The sequence below is a fragment of the Massilia sp. H6 genome, from assembly GCF_024802625.1.
In the GTDB taxonomy this organism is placed as follows: Bacteria; Pseudomonadota; Gammaproteobacteria; order Burkholderiales; family Burkholderiaceae_D; genus Telluria.
The window spans coordinates 2,862,513-2,880,344 of sequence record NZ_CP103371.1 but is presented as its reverse complement, the minus strand read 5'-3'; the positions used below and the strand labels follow the sequence as shown (position 1 = coordinate 2,880,344).

General features: G+C 63.0%; 21 protein-coding genes. All 21 read left to right on the top strand.

The features are described 5' to 3' along the window. Positions 1-171 precede the first annotated feature (171 nt). The 21 genes from NRS07_RS12840 to acpS all read left to right on the top strand — a co-directional run bounded on the left by NRS07_RS12840 (position 172) and on the right by acpS (position 17,711). Positions 172-681: a DUF177 domain-containing protein gene (locus tag NRS07_RS12840; RefSeq protein ID WP_259207478.1), complete on the top strand. Its 510-nt coding sequence runs from the start codon at positions 172-174 to the stop codon at positions 679-681. A 231-nt stretch (positions 682-912) separates the two neighbouring features. Further along, on the top strand, positions 913-1,095 hold the full coding sequence (gene rpmF / locus NRS07_RS12835) for a 50S ribosomal protein L32 (RefSeq protein WP_005666806.1): 183 nt from the start codon (positions 913-915) through the stop codon (positions 1,093-1,095). 200 nt (positions 1,096-1,295) lie between these two features. Further along, a complete protein-coding gene (plsX, locus tag NRS07_RS12830) occupies positions 1,296-2,321 on the top strand; it encodes a phosphate acyltransferase PlsX (protein ID WP_259207470.1) in 1,026 nt (341 codons plus the stop codon). A gap of 25 nt (positions 2,322-2,346) precedes the next feature. Beyond that, the gene (locus NRS07_RS12825) at positions 2,347-3,333 is read left to right on the top strand and encodes a beta-ketoacyl-ACP synthase III (protein WP_307729893.1); all 987 of its coding nucleotides are present in this window, start codon (positions 2,347-2,349) and stop codon (positions 3,331-3,333) included. A gap of 40 nt (positions 3,334-3,373) precedes the next feature. Then, positions 3,374-4,321, top strand: a complete 948-nt coding sequence (gene fabD, locus NRS07_RS12820) for an ACP S-malonyltransferase (RefSeq protein ID WP_259207468.1) — start codon at positions 3,374-3,376, stop codon at positions 4,319-4,321. A 26-nt stretch (positions 4,322-4,347) separates the two neighbouring features. Further along, the gene (gene fabG, locus NRS07_RS12815; protein WP_259207465.1) at positions 4,348-5,085 is read left to right on the top strand and encodes a 3-oxoacyl-ACP reductase FabG; all 738 of its coding nucleotides are present in this window, start codon (positions 4,348-4,350) and stop codon (positions 5,083-5,085) included. A 166-nt stretch (positions 5,086-5,251) separates the two neighbouring features. Beyond that, positions 5,252-5,491, top strand: a complete 240-nt coding sequence (acpP, locus tag NRS07_RS12810) for an acyl carrier protein (RefSeq protein WP_020653257.1) — start codon at positions 5,252-5,254, stop codon at positions 5,489-5,491. 39 nt (positions 5,492-5,530) lie between these two features. After that, positions 5,531-6,778 (top strand): beta-ketoacyl-ACP synthase II, encoded by a 1,248-nt coding sequence (gene fabF / locus NRS07_RS12805; protein ID WP_259207460.1) that lies wholly within the window; start codon positions 5,531-5,533, stop codon positions 6,776-6,778. A 173-nt stretch (positions 6,779-6,951) separates the two neighbouring features. Continuing rightward, entirely contained in the window at positions 6,952-7,446 is a 495-nt protein-coding gene (locus NRS07_RS12800) for a protein YgfX (RefSeq protein ID WP_259207459.1), read from the top strand. Positions 7,447-7,507: 61 nt separating this feature from the next. After that, positions 7,508-8,110, top strand: a complete 603-nt coding sequence (gene rpoE / locus NRS07_RS12795) for an RNA polymerase sigma factor RpoE (RefSeq protein ID WP_259207458.1) — start codon at positions 7,508-7,510, stop codon at positions 8,108-8,110. A gap of 26 nt (positions 8,111-8,136) precedes the next feature. Beyond that, on the top strand, positions 8,137-8,568 hold the full coding sequence (locus tag NRS07_RS12790) for a sigma-E factor negative regulatory protein (RefSeq protein WP_259207457.1): 432 nt from the start codon (positions 8,137-8,139) through the stop codon (positions 8,566-8,568). A gap of 112 nt (positions 8,569-8,680) precedes the next feature. After that, positions 8,681-10,147 (top strand): DegQ family serine endoprotease, encoded by a 1,467-nt coding sequence (locus tag NRS07_RS12785; RefSeq protein WP_259207456.1) that lies wholly within the window; start codon positions 8,681-8,683, stop codon positions 10,145-10,147. Continuing rightward, the gene (locus NRS07_RS12780; RefSeq protein ID WP_259207455.1) at positions 10,147-10,413 is read left to right on the top strand and encodes a glutaredoxin family protein; all 267 of its coding nucleotides are present in this window, start codon (positions 10,147-10,149) and stop codon (positions 10,411-10,413) included. Before NRS07_RS12785 ends, NRS07_RS12780 begins: the two co-directional genes overlap by 1 nt. Before the next feature lie 304 nt (positions 10,414-10,717). Next, on the top strand, positions 10,718-12,511 hold the full coding sequence (gene lepA / locus NRS07_RS12775; protein WP_259207454.1) for a translation elongation factor 4: 1,794 nt from the start codon (positions 10,718-10,720) through the stop codon (positions 12,509-12,511). Then, on the top strand, positions 12,512-13,429 hold the full coding sequence (lepB, locus tag NRS07_RS12770; RefSeq protein WP_259207453.1) for a signal peptidase I: 918 nt from the start codon (positions 12,512-12,514) through the stop codon (positions 13,427-13,429). 13 nt (positions 13,430-13,442) lie between these two features. Further along, positions 13,443-13,844 (top strand): DUF4845 domain-containing protein, encoded by a 402-nt coding sequence (locus NRS07_RS12765; protein ID WP_259207452.1) that lies wholly within the window; start codon positions 13,443-13,445, stop codon positions 13,842-13,844. 53 nt (positions 13,845-13,897) lie between these two features. After that, positions 13,898-14,692, top strand: a complete 795-nt coding sequence (gene rnc / locus NRS07_RS12760; protein ID WP_259207451.1) for a ribonuclease III — start codon at positions 13,898-13,900, stop codon at positions 14,690-14,692. A gap of 41 nt (positions 14,693-14,733) precedes the next feature. Then, on the top strand, positions 14,734-15,669 hold the full coding sequence (gene era, locus NRS07_RS12755) for a GTPase Era (RefSeq protein ID WP_259213234.1): 936 nt from the start codon (positions 14,734-14,736) through the stop codon (positions 15,667-15,669). Between the two features lie 33 nt (positions 15,670-15,702). After that, complete coding sequence (recO, locus tag NRS07_RS12750; protein WP_373889828.1) at positions 15,703-16,512, top strand: DNA repair protein RecO; 810 nt, start codon at positions 15,703-15,705, stop codon at positions 16,510-16,512. Between the two features lie 18 nt (positions 16,513-16,530). Further along, on the top strand, positions 16,531-17,298 hold the full coding sequence (locus tag NRS07_RS12745; protein WP_259207449.1) for a pyridoxine 5'-phosphate synthase: 768 nt from the start codon (positions 16,531-16,533) through the stop codon (positions 17,296-17,298). Positions 17,299-17,309: 11 nt separating this feature from the next. After that, on the top strand, positions 17,310-17,711 hold the full coding sequence (gene acpS, locus NRS07_RS12740) for a holo-ACP synthase (protein ID WP_259213229.1): 402 nt from the start codon (positions 17,310-17,312) through the stop codon (positions 17,709-17,711). Positions 17,712-17,832 lie beyond the last annotated feature (121 nt).

Below are 17,832 nucleotides of genomic sequence, written 5' to 3'. Positions count from 1 at the left end.
CGAACTATAAGTAAAGCAGATGAATGAACATCGCTGGCAAGCTAATCTAATAGATGCCAATAACGCGCGGTAAAGAAACGCGCAACACCTCCAGAGCAAAATGCATGCAAGTCTTTGACTCTGTGGGGATAAGCCTGTTATTATCGCAGGTTTTCCGGGGAAGTTTTCCAAATGAGCGCTTTTGTCATAGACGCCTTCGAGTTTTGCCGGAATGACGGATACCGCGAGGGCACCACCCTGGTAGCCGAAATGCCCCGCCTGGCGGCAGACTGCGCCGACAATTCGGGCGCGATCCGCTGGTCGATGCAAGGTGGCCAGACCCGGCATGGCTATCCGTCGCTGACCCTCGAGGTCGCCGGTCCGGTCAAGCTGGTCTGCCAACGCTGCCTGGGGCCGATGGAATATGAGCTCGGCTCGTCCACCATGCTGGTGCTCGGCAAGGACGATGAAGAAGCCGATGGCATCGAGGAAGTGCTCGATGACGACAGCATCGACGTGATTGTCGGCAGCCATGCCTGCGACATCCGCCAGTTGCTCGAAGATGAAGCCCTGCTGGCCCTGCCGCAGGCACCGAAACACGAGGTATGTCCGGACACGAAGCTCCTGGACGCCCTGAAGACCGACAAGGTCTCGCCGTTCGCCGGCCTGAAAGCCGGGCCGGCCGCGCCCACACCAGAATAAGCAGTACCAGAGAAGTCGTACGGAATCAGTAGTGCTGTGTAGCCGCAGCACGAAGCAGGACGTGTCAAACGCGTGCAGTCATCGAGTATGGCATTGGCAGTTGTAGTAGTAGCAAACATGTTGGCAAAGGGCGGGTCGAAAGATCAAGAGATTGCCGCTGGGATACTCGATCTGCATGTATTTGCGCATCGGTTGTGTTAAAATTTTAGAACTTATGTATTAGGAGTCATCATGGCAGTTCAGCAGAATAAGAAGTCCCCGTCGAAGCGCGGCATGCACCGTTCGCACGATTTCCTGACCGCACCAAATCTGGCAGTCGAGCCGACCACCGGCGAAACCCACCTGCGTCACCACATCAGCCCGAACGGCTTTTACCGTGGTCGCAAAGTCCTGAAGACCAAGAACGACGAGTAATCGACGTCTTGTTTTTCAGTACCATGAAAGCGGTGCAACGTATGTTTTCTGCGTGGCACCGCTTTTTCTTTCGCATTCGGGTTTACTGCGGCTGCAAGCAGCCCGTAGGCAGGTTCGAATTGCGCGGACAGCGGCTGGCCACAAGCTTCGCCCCGATCCTCTCTGCCGCCCGCCCTGCGTGAACCGGCAACTCCCAGCAAATGACCATCACAATATCCATTGACTGCATGGGTGGCGATCACGGCCCCTCGGTGACGATCCCGGCAGCCCTCGCTTTTCTCAAAAAACACGATGACGTCCACCTGATCCTGGTGGGCCGCGACGAGCCCCTGCGCGCAGAATTAAAAAAACAGCGCGCCGAATCGCATCCCCGCATCACACTCAAGCATGCCAGCGAAATCGTCGAGATGGACGACCCGATCGAGATTGCGCTGCGCAAGAAAAAAGATTCCTCGATGCGCGTCGCGGTCGAGCTGGTCAAGGATGGCAGCGCCAATGCCGCTGTCTCGGCGGGCAATACCGGCGCCCTGATGGCCATCTCGCGCTACGTACTCAAGACCATGACCGGGGTCGACCGCCCCGCCATCTGCTCGATCATGCCGAACCAGAAGAACGGGCCGACCTACATGCTCGACCTGGGCGCCAATGTCGACTGCGAGCCGCATCACCTGCACCAGTTCGCCATCATGGGCTCGGTGCTGTGCTCGGCGATGGAGCACATCCCGCGCCCCACCATCGGCCTGCTCAATGTCGGTACCGAAGAGATCAAGGGCAACGACGTGGTCAAAGCCACCGGCGAACTGCTGCGTGCCGACCATGCGCGCGGCAAGCTCAATTTCCACGGCAACGTCGAAGGCAATGACATCTTCAAGGGCACGGTCGACGTGGTCGTGTGCGACGGTTTCGTTGGCAACGTCACGCTCAAGGCGGTCGAGGGCCTGTCGCGCTTCGTCAAGTCGGTCTTCAAGGAAAGTGTCTTCTCGATGGCCGGCGCCTTGCTGGCTCGCAAGTCGCTCAAGAAGCTCAACCCGGAGCGCTATAACGGTGCCGGCCTGCTCGGCCTGAAAGGCCTGGTCTTTAAAAGCCACGGCGGCGCCAACGCCTATGCGTTCGAGTGGGCGCTCCAGCGCGCCTACGATGCGGCAAAATACGATGTATTAGAGCAGCTGTCGGCGCTGATCGCCGAACTGATGCCGACCTCGCCCGGCGAAGAGCGCCAGGCATAACCAACCCAAGCAGGATGGTGGAGCAATGACTGTGTATAGCAAGATTACCGGTACCGGCAGCTATTTGCCGGCCAACCGCGTCAGCAACGACCAGCTCGCGCAACAGCTGGCCGCACGCGGCGTGGAAACGTCCGACGAGTGGATCGTCTCGCGCAGCGGCATCTCGGTACGCCACTACGCGGCGCCAGACGAGCAGTCGTCCGACCTGGCCACCCACGCCGCCCGCCAGGCGCTGGCCATGGCCGGCCGGTCGGCGGGCGACATCGAACTGGTGATCGTCGCCAGCTCCACCCCTGATTTCCACGGCAGCTTTCCCAGCACCGCCTGCGTCGTCCAGCAAAAGTTGGGCATGAGTAACAACAGCGCCGCCTTCGACGTCCAGGCCGTGTGCAGCGGCTTCGTCTACGCGGTCGCGACCGCCGACGCCTTTATCCGCTCCGGCATGTACCAGCGCGTGCTGGTGATCGGCGCCGAGGTGTTCTCGCGCATCCTCGACTTCACCGACCGCACCACCTGCGTGCTGTTCGGCGACGGCGCCGGCGCGGTCGTGCTGGAAGCCTCGAGCGAGCCCGGCATCCTGGCCACCAAGCTGCACGCCGACGGCAGCCACGCCGACATCCTGTCGATCCCGGGCAACCTGGCCGGTGGCGCCGTTGCCGGCAGCGGTTTCTTGTACATGGACGGCCCGGCGGTGTTCAAGCTGGCCGTGAGCGTGCTCGAAGAAGTGGCGAAAGAAGCGCTGGCGCATGCGCAGATGCAGGCCTCGGACATCGACTGGCTGATTCCCCACCAGGCCAACCTGCGCATCATGAAGGGCACCGCCAAGAAGCTCGGACTGCCGATGGAGAAGATGGTCGTCACGGTCGACCAGCACGGCAACACCTCTGCCGCCTCGATTCCGCTGGCGCTCGACGCCGCAGTGCGCGATGGCCGGGTCAAGCCGGGCCAGAATGTCTTGATGGAAGGTGTCGGCGGCGGCTTTACCTGGGGCGCGGTGCTGGTGCGCATGTAATTTTTCCCGCGTCAGTGGCGCACCTCTGGAGAATAATAAAATGACCAAATTCGCTTTCCTGTTTACTGGGCAGGGCGCCCAGGCCGTCGGCATGTTGAACGGCTTCGCCGGCAACCCGGTGGTCGACGAGACCATTGCCCAGGCCTCTGACGCACTGGGCCTGGACATGAAGCGCCTGATCGCCGAAGGTCCGAAAGAAGACCTCGACCTGACCACCAATACCCAGCCGGTCATGCTGACCGCGGCCGTGGCTGTGTACCGCGCCTGGATCGCCGCCGGTGGCCCGGCGCCATCGATGGTGGCCGGCCACAGCCTGGGCGAATATTCGGCGCTGGTTGCCGCGGGTGTGATCAGGTTCGAGGATGCGGTGCCGCTGGTGCGTTTCCGCGCCCAGGCGATGCAAGACGCAGTGCCGGTCGGGCAGGGCGGCATGGCCGTCGTGCTGGGCTTGCAGGCCGACGAGGTGCGCGCGGTCTGTCTCGAGGCGGCCCAGGGCGAAGTGGTCGAGGCCGTCAACTTCAACGAACCGACCCAGATCGTCATTGCCGGCCATGCGGGCGCCATCGACCGCGCCTGCGAGATCGCCAAGGCCAAGGGTGCCAAGCGCGCCATGAAGCTGTCGGTCTCGGCGCCGTTCCACTCGTCGCTCCTGAAGCCCGCATCGAGCCGCCTGCGCGACTATCTCGAGAACATCGCCTTCTCGGCTCCCCAGATTGACTTGATCAACAATGTCGATGTGGCTATCCTGCACGACCCGGCTGCCATCAAGGATGCGCTGGTGCGCCAGGCCGCCGGGCCGGTGCGCTGGGTCGAGACCATGCAGAAGATGGCGGCCAGCGGCATGTCCCAGGTCATCGAATGCGCCCCGAGCAAGACCCTGGTCGGCATGGCCAAGCGCATCGATCCGGCACTGGTGGGTGACGCGCTGCTCGACCAGGCCGCGCTCGAGCGCGTGCTGGCGTCGCTGCAGCAAGCGCCGGCAGCCTGAGATCCATTCAATACAAGAGGAAAAGCATGAACCTGCAGAACCAAGTTGCTCTCGTCACCGGCGCCTCGCGCGGTATCGGTAAAGCCATCGCGCTGGAACTGGCCCGCCAGGGTGCGACCGTGGTCGGCACCGCCACCAGCGAAGCCGGCGCCCAGGCCATCGGCGCCTACCTCGCGCAATTCGGCGGCAAGGGCCTGGTACTCAATGTTACCGATGCCGCCAATTGCGCCAGTGTCGTCGACGAGGTGCAAAAGAGCTTCGGCAGCCTGTCGATCCTGGTCAATAATGCCGGCATCACCCAGGACAATCTGGCCATGCGCATGAAAGACGAAGAGTGGGAAAACGTCATCGCGACCAACCTGACCGCCGTCGGCCGCCTGTCGCGCCTGGTGCTGCGCGCGATGATGAAGGCCCGGCATGGCCGCATCGTCAACATCACCTCGGTGGTGGGCGCTTCGGGCAATCCGGGCCAGATGAACTACGCTGCCGCCAAGGCCGGTGTGGCCGGCATGACCCGTGCGCTGGCACGCGAGATCGGCAGCCGCGGCATTACCGTCAACTGCGTGGCGCCAGGCTTCATCGACACCGACATGACCAAGGCGCTGGGCGAAGGCCAGCACGAAGCGCTGCTCGGTCAGATTCCGCTGGGCCGCCTGGGCCAGCCGGAAGACATCGCGCATGCGGTGGCATTTCTGTCCGGTCCGCAGGCTGCGTATATCACCGGCACCGAGCTGCATGTAAATGGCGGCATGTATATGAATTAATATGCAATGATGCGGGTTCATTGGGTTTGATGATGGAGCCGCATATTCACCTCTTTTAGCAGTAAATTCGGTGGAGATAGCTTGAACTGCCGAAAGTAGTCTTTCGCCGCGCAAACCTGATAAAATGCGCGCACTTTCCGCAACACATACCTAATGGAGCCATAACATGTCGGATATCGAACAACGCGTTAAAAAAATCGTCGCTGAGCAGCTGGGTGTTGCAGAAGCAGACATCAAAATCGAATCCTCGTTCGTTGACGACCTCGGCGCTGACTCGCTGGACACCGTGGAACTGGTGATGGCACTGGAAGACGAGTTCGAAATGGAAATCCCTGACGAGCAGGCTGAGAAAATCACCACCGTCAAGCAAGCCATCGACTACGCTACCGCGCACGTCAAGGCCTAAAGTAGTAGATCGCGCTTTAAAAGTTTCTGGGAGAATCGCTTGAGCCGTTCACGCAACCGCCGTGTCGTCGTTACCGGCCTGGGCTGCATTTCACCAATCGGCAATACGATTGCCGAGGCATGGGATGCGGCGCTGGCTGGCAAGTCGGGCATTGCCAACATCACCAAGTTTGATGCATCGCAATTCACGACCCGATTCGCCGGCGAAGTTAAAAACTTCGTCGTCGAGGACTATTTGCCAGGCAAGGAAGGCCGCCATATGGATAGTTTTATCCATTACGGCATGGCAGCGGGCATCCAGGCCCTGCAGGATTCGGGCCTGGAAGTAACCGACGAAAACCGCGACCGTATCGGGGTGAACATCGGTTCGGGAATCGGCGGCCTGCCGATGATCGAAGCCACCAAGGAAGAATACACGGCCAAGGGCCCACGCCGCATTTCGCCGTTCTTCGTGCCAGCCTCGATCATCAACATGATCTCGGGCGATCTCTCGATCAAGTTCGGCCTGCGCGGTCCGAACCTGGCCATCGTCACTGCCTGCACCACCGGCCTGCATTGCATCGGCGCTTCGGCGCGCCTGATCGAGTACGGCGATGCCGACGTGATGATCGCCGGCGGCGCCGAATCGACCGTGTCGCCGCTGGGCCTGGGCGGCTTCGCCTCGGCACGTGCGCTGTCGACCCGCAACGACGACCCGGCCACCGCCTCGCGTCCTTGGGACAAGGACCGCGACGGCTTCGTGCTGGGCGAAGGCGCCGGCGTGATGGTGCTCGAAGAGTACGAACACGCGGTCGCCCGTGGCGCCAAGATTTACGCCGAAGTCATCGGCTTTGGCATGAGCGCGGACGCCAACCACATCACCTCGCCGGTCGAGGATGGCAGTGGCGCGGCCCGGTGCATGGTTTCGGCCCTGCATAACGCCGGTCTGAACCCGAGCGAAATCCATTACGTCAATGCGCACGGCACCTCGACGCCGCTGGGCGACGTGGCGGAAGTGCGCGGCATCAAGCGCGTATTCGGCGACCATGCCAATAGCCTGGTCGTGAATTCGACCAAGTCGATGACCGGCCACCTGCTGGGCGGCGCCGGCGGACTGGAATCGGTGTTTACCGTGCTGGCGATCAAGAACCAGGTCTCGCCACCGACGATCAACCTGTTCAACCAGGATCCGGAGTGCGACCTCGACTTCTGCGCCAACACGGCGCGCGACATGAAGATCAATTACGCGGTCAAGAACTCGTTCGGCTTCGGCGGTACCAACGGTACCCTGGTGTTCGCCAAAATCTGAGCCCTGGTGTTTGTTTGAACTAGTGCCGCCCATCCCGGTCTAACCGGGATGGGGCGTCTGACAGCCTCGACCATTCGGTCCTGCGCATCCTTTACGAATCTGGCGATTCGTCGCTCGCGGCTCCGGCCGGCAGCGTCCTTACTTTCCTGTTTTTTACTCGTTCTTCTGTCTGCATGTCGATCGCGATGACCGTCGTCATTGCGCCGTCGCGCTGCCTGCGCCTGGTGCTGGCCGGCTTCGGCGCAAGCCTGCTCGCCGCCGCGCTGACGGTGGGTCTGCTGCTGCCCGCGCGCTACGCGGCGGGAAGCCTGATGGCAGTCGCCCTGCTGTGCGCCGGGCTGTGCCTGGTGCACGCGGCGTGGCGCGGCGCAGTGATGGACCGGATTGATATTTCTGGACTCGGCCAGCTACGGCTGGCGGTACAACAGGATGTGGGGATGGAAACGCAGGTCGGCATGCCAGTACGGCTCTTGCCCGGTTCTACGCTGTGGCCGCAGCTGTTGCTGCTGCGGCTGGGCGCTGCGACCGGTACCGCGGGCCTGGCCTGCCGCTGTGTCGTGGTGCTTCCGGATAGCGTGGCGCCAGATGCATTTCGCGCGCTGGCGGTGGCGCTCGGCGGCACGGCAGGGCCGCTGGCGGGGCCCTGCCTGGAGCATAAAATACTTTGAACTTATTGCAGCGAGCCAACTCTTATGGAAGAGGGCCGTTGCAGCCGATGGGGCTTGGTCCGTGACGACAGAACGCGAAGGTGATCAGTTGTTGGTGGAGCGCGTCCAGGCTGGCGACCGGGGGGCATTCGACCTGCTCGTGGCCAAATACCAGCGCCGCCTGATGCGCCTGGTATTGCGGCTTGTTCACGATCCGGCCGAAGCCGAGGATGTGGTGCAAGAAACCTTTATCAAGGCTTATCGCGCGCTGCGTCATTTCCGGGGAGATTCGGCTTTCTATACGTGGCTGTATCGCATTGGAATCAACACGGCAAAAAATTTCCTCGTCACCCAAGGTCGAAGGGCGCCTACCTCTACCGAGGCGGACGCAGAAAAAGCCGAGAGCTTCGATGACGCGGATAGCTTGCGCGACATTAATACGCCAGAGTCTATGCTGGCAAGCAAGCAAATAGCACATACTGTCAATGCGGCAATGGAAGCATTGCCGCTTGAACTGCGGACGGCGATCGTCCTGCGAGAAATAGAAGGACTCAGTTACGAAGAAATCTCTGAAGTAATGGCGTGTCCAATAGGAACCGTGCGCAGTCGGATTTTCCGTGCGCGCGAAGTCATTGCCGAGAAATTGCGCCCTTTGCTCGATTTCCCGGTTGACAAACGTCGCTAGGTCGCGGGATCGTACACGGGCAGCACATGTTGAACACACCGATTGCGGCGGGCCACCAGATGGACACCAACAAAAAAATGCGCGAGACCATATCGTCCTTCATGGACGGTGAACTGCCCGATGCCGACACCGAACTGGCGCTGGCCGGTTTGCGCGAGCGCGACGGCGTCGAGGCCTGGTGCCTCTACCACCGGATCGGCGATGCGCTGCGCGCCGAGCCCGGCACATCGGCGCTGTCGTCCGGCTTTGCCGCGCGCCTGGCCAATCGGCTCGACGCCGAACCGCTCCCGCTGCGGCGCGAAGCCCGCAAGCCCGAGCTGCCTGCCGGCGCGCTGGCATCGATCGCGCCGGCCGTGATCGCGGGCGGCAGGCCGCGCACCGGAGCGACGGCCGAGATCGAACCGGCGCTTGAGCACGACGCCCCACCCCAGACCAAGCCGGCCGCCAAGCGCATGTAGGGCGGGCGGCCCTGCCGGCGGCGTCAGCATGGCCACGCGCTCCGCGCGCCACGCGACAAAGCGGCTGTTTTGGCTTACCATAAAGTCAATCCCAGCTTTTCGAATCCGACCCATGACCAGTAAAACTGCCAGCTTGATCCTGTCGGGCCTGTTGATGTCCGGCGCTACTGCTTTCTTCGTTCCCGCAGCCATGGCGGCCGCGCCGGTGCAGGCGCCCGTTGTCACCGGCCTGCCGGATTTTTCCGACCTGATCGACAAGGTCGGGCCTGCCGTCGTGAATATCCGCACCACCGAGCGCATCCAGCGCAACGGTGGCGCGCCGGCCGAAGAAGAAATGCAGGAATTCCTGCGCCGCTTCTTCGGCGGCCAGATGCCGCTTCCGCGCGGACGCCGCGGCACCCCGGGGCAGGGCGCGCCGGGCGCCGAGCAGCAGATCACGCGCGGCGTTGGTTCTGGATTCATCATTTCTGGCGACGGTTTCGTGCTGACCAATGCGCACGTGGTCGAGGGCGCCGACGAGGTCACGGTCACGCTGACCGACCGCCGCGAATTCAAGGCCAAGGTGCTCGGCGCCGACCGCCGCTCCGATGTCGCGCTGCTCAAGCTCTCCGCCGCCAACCTGCCTTACCTGCGCACTGGCGATTCCAGCAAGATTCGGGTCGGGGAATGGGTCGTGGCGATCGGCTCGCCGTTCAATCTCGACAATACTGTCACCGCTGGCATTATCTCGGCCAAGTCGCGCGACACCGGCGAATACCTGCCGCTGATCCAGAGCGATGTCGCGGTCAATCCCGGCAATTCTGGCGGCCCGCTGATCAACATGCGTGGCGAAGTCATCGGTATCAATTCGCAGATCGCCACCTTGTCGGGCGCCTATAACGGCATTTCGTTCGCGGTGCCGATCGACGAAGTCATGCGCGTTGCCGACCAGCTCAAGACCACCGGCCGCGTCACCCGTGGCCGCCTGGGCGTGCAGATCAGCGAGGTCACGCGCGACGTGGCCGAATCGCTCGGGCTGGGCAAGGCGCGCGGGGCCGAAGTCTCGATGGTCGAAGCTGGCGGCCCGGCGGAGAAGGGCGGCATCAAGGTCGGCGACATCATCCTCAAGTTCAATGGCCAGCCAATCGAGACCACGCGCGACCTCCCGCGCCTGGTCGGTGCCAGCAAGGTCGGCAGCCGGGCCGAGGTCACGGTGTGGCGCCGCGGCGCCCAGATCGAACTGCCGGTGACCATCGTCGAGCTGCAAGAGGAGAAAAGCGCCGCCGTCCGGCCGTCGCCGAAAAAGCCGACCCCGGCGGCGCCTGCCAACGCGCTTGGCCTGGTAGTGGCCGACATCGCTCCCGCTCAGCGCGCCGAACCCGGCGCGGTTGGCGGCATCGTGGTCGAGCATGCCGACGGCGCAGCCGCCGCGGCCGGCATTCGCCCGGGCGACCTGATCTCCCAGGTCGGCACTGTCCCGGTGACTAGTGCGGCGCAGTTCAATGCGCTGGTCGCCAAGCTCGACCCGAAGAAGCCGGTTGCCTTGCTGGTGCGCCGCGAGAACGTCTCGCAATATGTCGTCGTGAAGCCGCGCGGCTGATGCGGGTAGTGCCATTCACGCTGTATTCGCGCAGCTGGTGCCACCTGTGCGACGACCTGCACGCGGCGCTGATGGCCCTGCAAGAGCCGGGCGAGCGCTTCGAGGTTGCGGTAATCGATGTCGACGCCGATCCGGCGCTGGTCGAGCGCTTCGACGAACTGGTGCCGGTGCTGTTCGGCGACCCGGCCCGGCCCGAGCTGTGCCACTACTTCCTCGACGTGGCGCAGGCGCGCGCCTGGGCGCAGGCTTGCGCCGCGGCGGCCTGAACCCGGAGCAATCCGTGCAAATCGGGCCCGCTGCCGCGCTGGCGCCGCCGCAATCCGGATTTCTGCGACCTTCGCAGCCCTAATCTGGGCTTTCCTCTCTGGAATCCGGTAAAATACCGGGGTCGGAAAAGCGTCTGCCATTGCACACCAGTTTCTTCCGCTTGATGAAGCGCTTCGGCCGGGGACCGGCATGCTCCCCACGGAGCGCTTTTTCGCATTTGACCCGCCGTATTGCGCCGCGACCGATCCAGATCTTGCCGGTTTCGCCGCGCCATCCGCGCCCTTATTGGTTTTGAGCTTGTTAATGAACAACATACGTAATTTCTCCATCATCGCCCACATCGACCACGGCAAATCGACCCTGGCCGACCGTATCATCCAGCTGTGCGGCGGGCTGTCGGATCGCGAAATGGATGCACAGGTGCTCGATTCGATGGACCTGGAGCGCGAGCGCGGCATCACCATCAAGGCCCAGACGGCGGCGCTGCAGTACAAGGCGCGCGACGGCCAGGTCTATAACCTGAACCTGATCGACACCCCCGGCCACGTCGACTTCAGCTATGAAGTCTCGCGTTCGCTGTCGGCCTGCGAGGGCGCGCTGCTGGTGGTCGACGCCAGCCAGGGCGTGGAAGCCCAGACCGTGGCCAACTGCTACACCGCGCTCGACCTGGGTGTGGAAGTGGTGCCGATCCTGAACAAGATCGACCTGCCGCACGCCGACCCGGACAACGCCAAGAAAGAAATCGAAGACGTCATCGGTATCGACGCATCCGACGCTACCGTGTGCTCGGCCAAGACCGGCCTGGGCGTGGAAGACGTACTCGAAACCCTGATCGCCAAGGTGCCGCCGCCCAAGGGCGACAAGGACGCACCGCTGCAGGCGCTGATCGTCGACTCCTGGTACGACCCGTATGTCGGGGTCGTGATGCTGGTGCGGGTGGTGAACGGCACGCTGCGCCCGAAAGACAAGATCCTGTTGATGGCGACCGGTTCCGTGAACCTGGTCGAGAGCGTCGGCGTGTTCACCCCGCGTTCGGTACCGCTGCAGACCTTGTCGGCCGGGCAGGTGGGCTTCATCATCGCCGGCATCAAGGAACTGACCGCCGCCAAGGTGGGCGATACCGTTACGCTGGCGGCCAAGCCGGCATCCGAGCCGCTGCCGGGCTTCAAGGAAGTCCAGCCGCAGGTGTTCGCCGGCCTGTTCCCGGTCGAAGCCAACCAGTACGACGCGCTGCGCGACTCGCTCGAAAAGCTCAAGCTCAACGATGCCGCCCTGATGTACGAGCCGGAAGTGTCGCAGGCGCTGGGCTTCGGTTTCCGCTGCGGTTTCCTGGGGCTGCTGCACATGGAAATCGTGCAGGAACGCCTCGAGCGCGAGTTCGACATGGACCTGATCACCACCGCGCCGACCGTGGTCTACGAGGTCGAGATGCGCGATGGTTCAATCCTGCGCGTGGACAATCCCTCGAAGATGCCGGAGCCGTCCCGCATCAACGAAGTGCGCGAGCCGATCGTCAACGTCAACCTGTACATGCCGCAAGAGTATGTTGGCTCGGTAATGACGCTGTGTAACGGCAAGCGCGGCGTGCAGATGGACATGGCCTACCACGGGCGCCAGGTCAAGCTGCACTACGAGATCCCGATGGCCGAAATCGTGCTGGACTTCTTCGATCGCCTGAAGTCGACTTCGCGCGGCTATGCGTCGATGGACTACGAGTTCAAGGAATACCGCGCAGCCGACGTGGTCAAGGTCGACATGCTGATCAACAGCGAGCGGGTCGACGCGCTGGCCATCATCGTGCACCGTGCCAACGCACCTTACCGCGGTCGCCAGGTGGCCGCCAAGATGCGCGAACTGATCCCGCGCCAGATGTTCGACGTGGCGATCCAGGCCGCGATCGGCGCGACCATCATCTCGCGCGAGAACGTCAAGGCGCTGCGCAAGAACGTGCTGGCCAAGTGCTATGGCGGCGATATCTCGCGGAAAAAGAAGCTGCTCGAAAAGCAAAAGGCCGGCAAGAAGCGCATGAAGCAGGTCGGTTCTGTGGAGATTCCGCAAGAAGCCTTCCTGGCCATTCTCCAGGTGGAAGACAAATAAATGAACCTGCAACCCATCCTGGGCAACTTTGCCCTGATCCTGTTCGTCCTGGCGGTCATCACGGGCATCATCTGGTGCCTGGATGTGTTTGTGCTGTCGAAACAGCGCCGGCGAGCGGCCGATGCGGCGCTGGCGGAATACGATGCCCGCACCGCCAAGCTGGTCGCGGAAGGCATCCGGGTCGACAACAACGGCAACCGCGCCGCGATCGAGGCCGCCCATCTGCGCCAGCCGACCTGGATCGAATACTCGGGCAGTTTCTTCCCGGTGATCGCGCTCGTATTTCTGTTGCGCTCGTTCTTGTGGGAGCCGTTCAAGATCCCATCCTCGTCGATGGTGCCGACCCTGCTGGTAGGCGACTTCATCCTTGTGAGCAAGTACTCGTATGGTATCCGGCTGCCGATCATCAACAAGAAGGTGATCGACCTGGCCGATCCGCAGCGCGGTGACGTGATGGTGTTCAAGTACCCAAAGGACATGAGCCAGGATTACATCAAGCGCGTCATTGGGGTGCCAGGTGATACCATCACGTATGAAAACAAGCGCCTGAGCGTGAACGGCAAGCCGGTGGCCTATAGCCCGATGGACGACTACCTGGACGACCAGCATCCGGTCTACCACAAGCAGTTCACCGAAAGCCTGGCGGGCACGCCGCACCGGATCCTCAACACCGACGGCAAGCCAACGCTCGACCTGGGCACGGTGGAAAACTTCCCGCAGCGCGAAGCGTGCGACTATTCGTACGATAAGTTTACCTGTATCGTTCCTGAGGGTAATTATTTCATGATGGGCGATAACCGCGACAACAGTGCCGACAGCCGCTATTGGGGCTTCGTGCCGGACAAGAACATTGTTGGCAAGGCGATCGTGGTCTGGATGAACTTCAGCAATCCGAAACGGATTGGCAGTATCCAGTAACAGAGGAGGCAGCATGCACCAGAAGCAATCCGACTTTCCCTGCGGCGCCGTGCGCCAGGCCGGCGTCTCGCTTACCGGCCTGATCCTGGTGCTGGCCCTGCTGGGCATGGCTGCGGTGCTGGCGCTCAAGCTGGTGCCGGTGTATACCGAATACAGCGCGGTCAAGGATGCGATCGAGCGTGCCAAGGAAGCCGGCGGCACGACGCGCGAAATGCAAGTAGCCTTCGACAAGAACGCCGGGATCAACAGCGTGACCGCGATCAGCGGCCGCGACCTGAGCATCACCCGCGACGGTGGCGAGCCGCAGGTCAGCTTCGCCTACGAAAAGCGGGTGCCGCTGGTGGGTAATGTCAGCCTGCTCATCGATTTCGCCGGCTCCACCGATCCGGGCGCCGTTGACGCCGGCTCCCCATAAAGCAACCTGCAGCCAGGACGGCTAACGATGCCGGACCAACACACGACAGCACCATGAATCTTCAGTTATTGCAAACACGCTTGGGGTATACGTTCCGGGACGCGGGCCTGCTCCAGCAAGCCCTGACCCACCGTAGCCATAGCGCGCTGCATAACGAGCGCCTGGAATTCCTGGGCGATTCGATCCTGAACTGCGTGGTGGCCTCGATCCTGTACGAACGCTACCAAGGGCTGGACGAAGGCGACCTGTCGCGCCTGCGCGCCAACCTGGTCAAGCAGCAGTCGCTGTTCGAGATCGCCCAGAAACTCGACCTGTCGCAATTCTTGCGCCTGGGCGAGGGCGAACTCAAGTCGGGAGGCTTTCGCCGTCCGTCGATCCTGGCCGATACGCTCGAAGCACTGCTGGGCGCGATCTTCCTCGACAGCGGCTTCGAGGCTGCGCGCGAGGCGATCCGCGCTTTCTATATCCCCTTGCTCGACACGGTCGATCCGAGCACGCTGGGCAAGGATGCCAAGACCCTGCTGCAGGAATTCCTGCAAGCCAAGCGCATCGCCTTGCCGACTTATAACGTGATAGCGACCCATGGCGCCGCCCACAGCCAGGAATTCGAGGTCGAATGCCTGGTGCCGAAGCTCAACGTGCAGGTGTTCGGGCGCGGTGGCAGCCGCCGGGCCGGCGAGCAGGCCGCCGCCCGCCTGGCGCTCGAGGGCGCGCAGGCTGCCCTGGCCAGGTCGCCCTCTGCCCGCAAGGCCAAGCCGCGCGCCGCCCAGCTCAAGCTGGCGGGCATCGCCACCATCCAGACGGACGCCCCTGCGCCGCCGGAACAACCAGGAACAACGTCAGCATGAACACCGATAGCCACGATCAAGACAGCACCAACGACGACAGCATGCCTGCCGACAGCATCGCACCCGGTAACAGCCTCGCACCTGGCGATGCTCCCGACCATTTTCGCTGCGGCTATATTGCCATCGTCGGCCGCCCCAACGTCGGCAAATCGACGCTGATGAACGTGCTGATCGGCGCCAAGGTGTCGATCACTTCGCGCAAGGCCCAGACCACGCGCCACCGCATCACCGGCATTCAGACCCGCGCCGACGCCCAGTTCATCTATGTCGACACGCCCGGCTTCCAGACCCGCCATGCGAACGCGCTCAACAAGACGCTGAACAAGACCGTGTCGAACACGCTGACGTCGTCGGACGTGATCCTGTTTCTGGTCGAGGCCGGCACTTTCGGGCCGGCCGACCAGCAGGTACTCGAGCTGCTGCCGACCGATGTGCCGGTGGTCCTGGTCATCAACAAGTCGGACCGCATCAAGGACAAGGCCGTGCTGATGCCTTTCGCCCAGAAAGTCTCGGCATTGCGCGAGTTCGCGGCGATCGTGCCGGTATCGGCCAAGATGCGCTTCCAGGTCGACGCGCTGGAAAACGAGATCAAGCGCCACTTGCCAGAAAATGCCCCGGTTTTCGGTCCGGACGACATTACCGACCGCAGCGAGAAATTCCTCGCCACCGAGATCGTGCGCGAGAAAGTGTTCCGCCTGCTGGGCGACGAATTGCCGTACACCAGCACGGTGATCGTCGAGCAATTCTTGCAAGAAGGTAACCTGCGTCGTATCTTCTGCGCGATCCTGGTCGAACGCGATACGCACAAATCCATGATTATTGGTAACAAAGGTGCCCGCCTGAAAGAAATTTCTTCGCAGTCGCGCCTGGACATGGAAAAGCTGTTTGGCGGCCCCGTGTACCTCGAGATCTGGGTCAAGGTGAAATCCGGCTGGGCCGATAACGAAGCGGGCCTGCGCGCCTACGGCTACGAGTAAGAGCACCAGGCGCCGGAGGACCGATCCCCACGCATGCCCAGCCACGATACGCCTTTCGACATGCCGGCTTCCGAAGCGGCCGAGCAGCCGGCCGCCCCGGCTTTGGCCAGGCGCAGCCGTGCGCCGCTGCGCGAGACCCGTGTGACCGGCCAGCCAGGTTTTGTCCTGCACAGCTATCCCTACAAGGAAACCAGCCTGATCGTGGACATGTTCACGCGCGACTATGGCCGCGTAGGCATGGTCGCCAAGGGCGCCAAGCGGCCGCTGTCGAAGCTGCGCGGCGTGCTGCAGACCTTCCAGCCGCTGTCGGTGTCGTTCAGCGGCAAGCTCGAATTGCGCACCCTGATCGACGCAGAATGGGTCGGCGGCATGCTACCGCTGGAAAAAACGCCGCTCCTGTGCGGCTTCTACCTGAACGAATTGCTGGTCAAGCTGCTGGCCCGCGACGACCGCCACCCGGCCTTGTTCGATCACTATGTATCGACCCTGAACCAGCTGGCGCATGGAGAGCCGGTGCCGATCGTCTTGCGAAAATTCGAACGGGCCTTACTTAAGGAAACAGGCGTGGCCGCCGACCTGGGGCGCTGCACCACCACCCGCGCGCCGGTGCTGCATGCGGGCGACTATGTGGTGGACCCCGAGCGGGGGGCGCGCGCCGCGCACGCCGGCGAGGTCTGGCCGGTAGTGGCAGGCAAGACCCTGCTCGACATGGAGCGCGAAGATTACAGCGACCCGGCCACGCAGGCGCAAAGCAAGCAGCTGATGCGTTTCTTGTTGGCGCACCACTTGAACGGTGCGCCGCTCAATACGCGCCAGATCCTGATCGACCTGATGCAGTTATGAATTAACGAAAACCCGAACATGAGCTTCCTGCAACCTGCTGGCCCGGTTATCGACCTGGGCGTCAACATCGATCACATCGCCACCGTGCGCAATGCCCGCGGCACCGTGTATCCGGACCCGCTGCGCGCGGCCCTGCTGGCCGAGCAGGCCGGGGCCGACCTGATCACGCTGCACTTGCGCGAAGACCGCCGCCACATCCGCGATGCCGATGTGCTGGCGCTGCGCCCCTTGCTCAACACCCGCATGAACCTCGAAGCGGCGGTGACGCGCGAGATGATCGACTTCGCCTGCCTGGTCAAGCCGCAGGACGTCTGCCTGGTGCCGGAGCGGCGCGAGGAAGTCACCACCGAGGGCGGGCTGGACGTGATCCGTTATTTCAAGGAAGTGCAAGCCGCCACCCGCCAGCTCAAAGAAGAAGGCATCCGGGTGTCGCTGTTCATCGACGCGGACGAAGCCCAGATCGAGGCGGCGGCGGCGGCCGGCGCCACCGTGATCGAGCTGCATACCGGCCGCTATGCCGAGGCCGAGGGCGACGCGGCCCTGCGCGAGATCGACCGCATCGCGCGCGGCGTGCATGCGGGCGCCGCGCGCGGACTGCGCGTGAACGCTGGCCACGGCCTGCACTACACCAATGTGCAGCCGATCGCGGCGCTCGCCGATATCCACGAGCTCAACATCGGCCATGCGATCGTCGCCCATGCGCTGTTCGCGGGCTGGGAAAACGCGGTGCGCGAGATGAAGGCGATCATGGTCGCCGCGCGCCTCGGCGTGGCCTACGGACGCTGAGCGCAGCCATGATCATCTACGGGATCGGCACCGATATCGTCCAGATCTCGCGGGTCGAAGCTGCCCTGGCCCGCAGCGGGCCGCGCTTCGCCGAGAAGGTGCTCGGCCCCGAAGAACTGGAAAAATATCATGCGCGCAGCGCCAAGAACGCCACGCGCGGCCTGCGCTTCCTGGCGACCCGGTTTTCGGCCAAGGAAGCGTTTTCCAAGGCGATTGGACTGGGCATGCGCATGCCCATGACCTGGCGCTCGGCCCAGATGCTCAACGCGCCCAGCGGCAAGCCCGTGATCGTCTGCAGCGGCGCGCTCGAGCAGTTCATGCAGGATTACCGGCTCAGCGCCCAGGTGACGATCAGCGACGAAGCCGACTACGGCGTCGCGTTCGTGATCGTGACGCAGGCCCTCACCGAATAGAGCGCGAGGCCAAGGCACGTGACCCAGGACGTTAAAGCAGCAGCGCCGGACCAACCGGCGCCGACCAGCAAGCCGGATGCAGAGCTCGAGACCCAGCCGGTGCACCAGGTGGCGCAAGCGC

Coding starts and splice junctions, on each gene's coding strand:
- lepB (WP_259207453.1), top strand. CDS start 12,512: ATGAACCTGCAACCCATCCTGGGCAACTTTGCCCTGATCCTGTTCGTC.
- NRS07_RS12840 (WP_259207478.1), top strand. CDS start 172: ATGAGCGCTTTTGTCATAGACGCCTTCGAGTTTTGCCGGAATGACGGA.
- recO (WP_373889828.1), top strand. CDS start 15,703: ATGCCCAGCCACGATACGCCTTTCGACATGCCGGCTTCCGAAGCGGCC.
- NRS07_RS12825 (WP_307729893.1), top strand. CDS start 2,347: ATGACTGTGTATAGCAAGATTACCGGTACCGGCAGCTATTTGCCGGCC.
- NRS07_RS12765 (WP_259207452.1), top strand. CDS start 13,443: ATGCACCAGAAGCAATCCGACTTTCCCTGCGGCGCCGTGCGCCAGGCC.
- fabD (WP_259207468.1), top strand. CDS start 3,374: ATGACCAAATTCGCTTTCCTGTTTACTGGGCAGGGCGCCCAGGCCGTC.
- NRS07_RS12800 (WP_259207459.1), top strand. CDS start 6,952: ATGTCGATCGCGATGACCGTCGTCATTGCGCCGTCGCGCTGCCTGCGC.
- NRS07_RS12780 (WP_259207455.1), top strand. CDS start 10,147: ATGCGGGTAGTGCCATTCACGCTGTATTCGCGCAGCTGGTGCCACCTG.
- NRS07_RS12785 (WP_259207456.1), top strand. CDS start 8,681: ATGACCAGTAAAACTGCCAGCTTGATCCTGTCGGGCCTGTTGATGTCC.
- NRS07_RS12745 (WP_259207449.1), top strand. CDS start 16,531: ATGAGCTTCCTGCAACCTGCTGGCCCGGTTATCGACCTGGGCGTCAAC.
- acpP (WP_020653257.1), top strand. CDS start 5,252: ATGTCGGATATCGAACAACGCGTTAAAAAAATCGTCGCTGAGCAGCTG.
- era (WP_259213234.1), top strand. CDS start 14,734: ATGCCTGCCGACAGCATCGCACCCGGTAACAGCCTCGCACCTGGCGAT.
- rpmF (WP_005666806.1), top strand. CDS start 913: ATGGCAGTTCAGCAGAATAAGAAGTCCCCGTCGAAGCGCGGCATGCAC.
- lepA (WP_259207454.1), top strand. CDS start 10,718: ATGAACAACATACGTAATTTCTCCATCATCGCCCACATCGACCACGGC.
- fabG (WP_259207465.1), top strand. CDS start 4,348: ATGAACCTGCAGAACCAAGTTGCTCTCGTCACCGGCGCCTCGCGCGGT.
- NRS07_RS12790 (WP_259207457.1), top strand. CDS start 8,137: ATGTTGAACACACCGATTGCGGCGGGCCACCAGATGGACACCAACAAA.
- plsX (WP_259207470.1), top strand. CDS start 1,296: ATGACCATCACAATATCCATTGACTGCATGGGTGGCGATCACGGCCCC.
- rnc (WP_259207451.1), top strand. CDS start 13,898: ATGAATCTTCAGTTATTGCAAACACGCTTGGGGTATACGTTCCGGGAC.